This window comes from Bilophila sp. (genome assembly GCF_057864385.1).
This window is the reverse complement of record NZ_DBMAFI010000123.1, coordinates 1-4295: the sequence shown is the minus strand read 5'-3', so window position 1 is coordinate 4295 and position 4295 is coordinate 1. Positions and strand designations below refer to the sequence as shown.

The window sequence follows — 4295 nt, the reverse complement described above, 5'->3', positions numbered from 1 at the left end:
CTCTCCCGACCGGGGGAGCCCCCCCAAAAAAAACGGAGAAATCGCCATGCATGATCCTGTTCACCATCCCGCCCACTACACCGTCTATCCCGTGGAACCCATCGATATCACCCGCCATCTGGGCTTCTGTCTCGGCAACGCGGTCAAATATGTGCTGCGCGCGCCGTACAAGGGCGGCGAGGAAGATTGCCGCAAGGCGCTCCAGTACCTTGAATGGGAAGGAGAGACGCGGCAGCCGCCTGTCACGTTCCAGGCATACAATCGGATCAGCGAGGCGCTGGAAGAGCTGCAGGCATATCTTGTCTCCGAAGGCGATGCCCTTTGGGATGACATCTCCGGAGCGCAGTCCGACTTCCTGACGGCTCTGGACGCCTACCTTCATCAGGATGCGTCCGAATGTCACATGGAAGAAGAAGTCGAGGATTTGGCCCGGATTCTGTCCCTGCGCGACAGGCACGATCCCGTTTATGCCGGATGCACGGGTCTGCCCACGGCCCGGGAGGAGCGATAACCATGCCTCAATGGAAAGAAGTACCCGCCCCGGCCCGCAAGGCCGATTATCGCTACAAGTTTCTGCGCCTGCTGGACACACCCCCGAGGCAGCGGATCGGCTACGGCCCCGAGGGCACTTATTGGGAGCCGGAACTGCCCGTCCGGGCGGGCGATGTGGTGAAAGTCTATATGCGCCGCACGGCGGCGGAAACCGGCCATGTCTGTTCCGTCAACAATGTTTCCGCCTGGGGCGAGCGCGTGCTGGAAGTGGAGTGGCCGTGCCCGCATTGCCTGCATCCCCACCACATCATGATCCCCGAACGCTGGATCGTTGAGGGAAAGGCCGTGTTTGTGGAGCCTGTTACGGATTGAACTGCTATGCCTGCCGATGACGATCTCCTCACCCTGACCGAAGTATCCGCCGCCCTGCGGCTTGACCCCCGAACCGTGCGGCGCGTAGCTTCCCGGATCGGCGGCAAGCGCATTGGCCGATGCTGGAGGTTTCGCTGGGGCACAGTCATGGAGTATTTCAGCGATGCCTACCTTGAGAAAAGACCGGGGCAACGTCTGGCTGGCCAGAGTCGTTGTGAACGGCAGGGAAGTGGACAGCAAGTTCTTCCCTCCAGGGCGCAAAAAAGGCCCGGAGTGGATGGCGGCACGACAATGGGAGGTGCAAAGGAAGGAGGAATATCTGCGCAGCCGGGAAAAGAAAGCGACCCCCACGGGCTCAGAGCTGCTCTTGGCCTGGGGTGATCAGTACCTGGCGCACGCGGAACGTACCATGTCGCACTCGACGTACACGGAAAAAAAGACGGTGATGCAGGCCCTGTTCGCCTATTGCCGGGAGGAGAATATCACGTCTGTGGAAGAACTCACCAAACCCATGCTTTATCAGTTCCTGGCCGATGTGGCGGACGAACGCGGCCCCAAACGGGCCAATGTTTACCGCAAGAACCTGCTGGCCGCATGGAATTGGGCCATTGAGGGCGTTGAGGGCTTTCCGCAGGCGGCCCCGGTGCTTGAGAGGATCAGGCCGTTTCCGGTGGAGGTGGCCGACCGTTATGTGCCCCCGGAGGAGGACGTGATTAAGGTGCTTCAGCAGGCGCACGGCCAGGATTTGGTCATGCTGCTGACCTACTATTTCACCGGGGCCAGACGGAGCGAAGTGTTCCGGTTGTCCTGGGAACGGGATGTCCGGCTGGAGGCGGGCCAGATTCGGCTTACCGACCGCAAGGGCAAGGGCGGCAAGAGCCGGATGCGCTGGCTGACCATGCATCCGGAGCTGATCAGGGCGCTGACCTGGTGGCGGGAAGCCCGCCCCTGTCAGGTGGATAACGTGTTCATGCAGATCCAGAACGACACCTGCATGGGTTTGCCCTTCAGGCAGCGTAACCACCTCATGCCGAAGCTGTGCGAACGGGCTGGAGTAAGGCCTTTCGGCTTTCACGCCATGCGGCACAAGTCGGCCGCCATCACGTTTGTGGGCGGTGGCCTCAATGCGGCCCAGATACTCATGGGCCACTCTCGGGCCACGACGACCGACATCTATGTGCGCAGCGCCGGGCTGTATGCCGACAGCGGCATGATACCGTCGGCGCTGGGCGAGCATGTGATAGGGCAGACAGCAGCTCGGCTGCTGGAGGAAATGGAAATGCCCCATGAGGTGGACTCTCATGAGGCATTTTGTAACCAGAAGTCTGTAACCACTAGACTTCAGTAAACAAGGGCTGGTGTAACCCCTTGAAATTTCTGGCGTCCCCAGGGGGATTCGAACCCCCGTTGACGGCGTGAAAGGCCGTTGTCCTGGGCCGTCTAGACGATAGGGACGCTGAACGGAAGCTGTTGTATAGCCTTCCGGGGAGAGAGAAGTCAACTCTTTTTTTCAGCATTCAGACAGATCATGAAGGAACCCGGTGTGGCCCGTGGGAAGCGCTACTGCTGGAGAGGCATGGAACCGCTGTAAATCAGTTCGTTTCCGGCGTAGACTTTTGCTCGTACGGCTGCGCCATCCATATTTCCGGAGTCAGCGGGCAGAATGGGGTTGCTGACGATTTTTTTCAGTCGATTGATACGATAGCTGGTATCTCCTCCGCCCGTAAGGGGGAGGATGCTTCCATCGGCAAGAACAAGCTCAAAATCCACTTTGCCGGCCAGTTGTTTGCCCCGGGCAGTATTATAAAGATCGAGAGATATGCGCAGATTGCGGGTTCCGACCCGGCGGGCCTTCATGTTCTTGATTTCCGCCAGCCCCTTGTCAATCTGCGCGGCATCCGCGGAGGACCCGGGGGAGGAGAGAGGTGGTACGGCGGCTTCTCCGGAAGAATTTTCGTGACGGGGAGGCAGATTGGGTTTGACGCTTTCACCCTTTGCCGGTTCTTCCTGCGCGGCAGGGGGGGAAGAAGCGGTGTCCGGAGCCTCCGCCGCCCGTGATGGAGGGGACGCCGGCGTAGTTTCCTGTTTTTCCGCATGTTCGGCGGAAATTTCGGAAGATTCCGCCGGGCCATCGGCAGGTTCCGGCATCCTTTTTTCCTCTGCCGTCGTGGGGACGGCGTTTTCCAGAGCGGTACGGGTCGGCCCGAGAACCTGTTGCAACAGTTCGGGGTCGGCGGCGCGCAGAAACTGTTCAAGATTGCCGAGTCGGGTGATGATGTCGCTTTGCTCCGTCAGCTTTGCGCTTAACGCGGCATTTTCCGCACGGAGTGCGGAATAGCGCTGAAGCAGTTCCCAGCCGGCCCAGAGAGTTCCTCCCAGCAGGAGGGGCAGAGCAATACACAGGATGATGATGAAACGCAAGGTGCCCGAGCCTATCCTCACACGCGAGGTTTTGCCCTGATCGGTCATGAAGATAAGGCTGTAGCTGCGCTTCATGTCTTGTTCCGGATGACTGTCCACGATTCCGACGCAATGCGCCAGCTATCGTCCTGAGGATACAGCAGCAGCTCCTTGACGCCCTTGTCATGGTAACCGGAGCTGTCGCTGTAGAGCTGGGTCATGCGCACGCGTACCCCCCTGTCTTCCACATACACTGTTGTCCCCTGAAATTCAACTTTCGCAGGTTTTTTGCGCGCCCAGATATTTTTTTTATTTTCCAGAATGGCGGAAAGTCCCCTCAGATTCCCCTGATCCGCCGTAGGTCTGTAAAAGGAGGCATAGCGCTCCAGGTCTCCGTCTTCCCATGCCCTGCGCCAGTCTTCCACCAACCGCAGGATATCCGGAGTAACGCGCTTCATGAAGGCGTCGTGCAGGCCCAGCTCCTTGGGCAGCCATTCCATGGCGACGATTTTCAGTTCCCCGTTTTCCCGGGGCATCCAGTACAGACGGCGGATGCCTTCGGTGTGCAGGTTGGGGGCACGGTAATACTGGGTGAACCATGAAACCCAGTAGCCCGGGCCGGGCAGGACGCTGATATCCCCCTGCTCGATGGAGATCCATGAAAAGCGCTGGAACAGGGAACTTTTCAGCAGTTTGAAGGCGGCAAAGTCCTCGCTTGTTCTGGTGTACGCGTCCGGCTCATAGAAGTCGAAAAAGGCCGGGGAACGCGCTGCCCATGCCTTGTTCCATTCCGCGCTGCATCTGGCCACTTCGCGCAGGCTGGCTTCGTCCGCTATGGATTTCAGCGCGGAACTGTCAAAAAGGATCGGCAGGCTGGAATTCCCCTGCGCGCTTTCTTCCGTCACGTCTTCGGTAACGGCGGGGATTGGCGCGTCATCTTCCGAAGAGGGAAGCGCGAGATCTGCGGAAATGCCATACCCGGAAGACAGTTCTGCGTCACCTGAGGAAGAAGCGCTTCCCTCCTTGTTCCC

The 4295-nt window shown here is 59.3% G+C and carries 5 protein-coding genes and 1 tRNA gene; 3 read left to right on the top strand and 3 right to left on the bottom strand.

Annotated elements, in window-relative coordinates; all coding sequences use genetic code 11:
- The 3 genes from ACZM8Y_RS17825 to ACZM8Y_RS17815 all read left to right on the top strand — a co-directional run.
- On the top strand, positions 1-511 hold a 511-nt coding region (locus ACZM8Y_RS17825), incomplete at its 5' end, for a DUF3310 domain-containing protein (protein WP_489501976.1).
- Between the two features lie 2 nt (positions 512-513).
- On the top strand, positions 514-864 hold the full coding sequence (locus tag ACZM8Y_RS17820) for a hypothetical protein (protein ID WP_489501975.1): 351 nt from the start codon (positions 514-516) through the stop codon (positions 862-864).
- 163 nt (positions 865-1027) lie between these two features.
- Positions 1028-2212 (top strand): tyrosine-type recombinase/integrase, encoded by a 1185-nt coding sequence (locus tag ACZM8Y_RS17815; RefSeq protein ID WP_489501973.1) that lies wholly within the window; start codon positions 1028-1030, stop codon positions 2210-2212.
- 30 nt (positions 2213-2242) lie between these two features.
- On the opposite strand, the gene ACZM8Y_RS17810 is transcribed toward ACZM8Y_RS17815, so the two are convergent.
- The 3 genes from ACZM8Y_RS17810 to ACZM8Y_RS17800 all read right to left on the bottom strand — a co-directional run.
- Positions 2243-2319, bottom strand: a tRNA-Glu gene (locus ACZM8Y_RS17810).
- 105 nt (positions 2320-2424) lie between these two features.
- Entirely contained in the window at positions 2425-3360 is a 936-nt protein-coding gene (locus ACZM8Y_RS17805; protein ID WP_489501972.1) for a hypothetical protein, read from the bottom strand.
- The coding region (locus ACZM8Y_RS17800; protein WP_489501971.1) for a YybH family protein at positions 3357-4295 on the bottom strand (939 nt) is incomplete at its 5' end. The genes ACZM8Y_RS17800 and ACZM8Y_RS17805, both read right to left, overlap by 4 nt.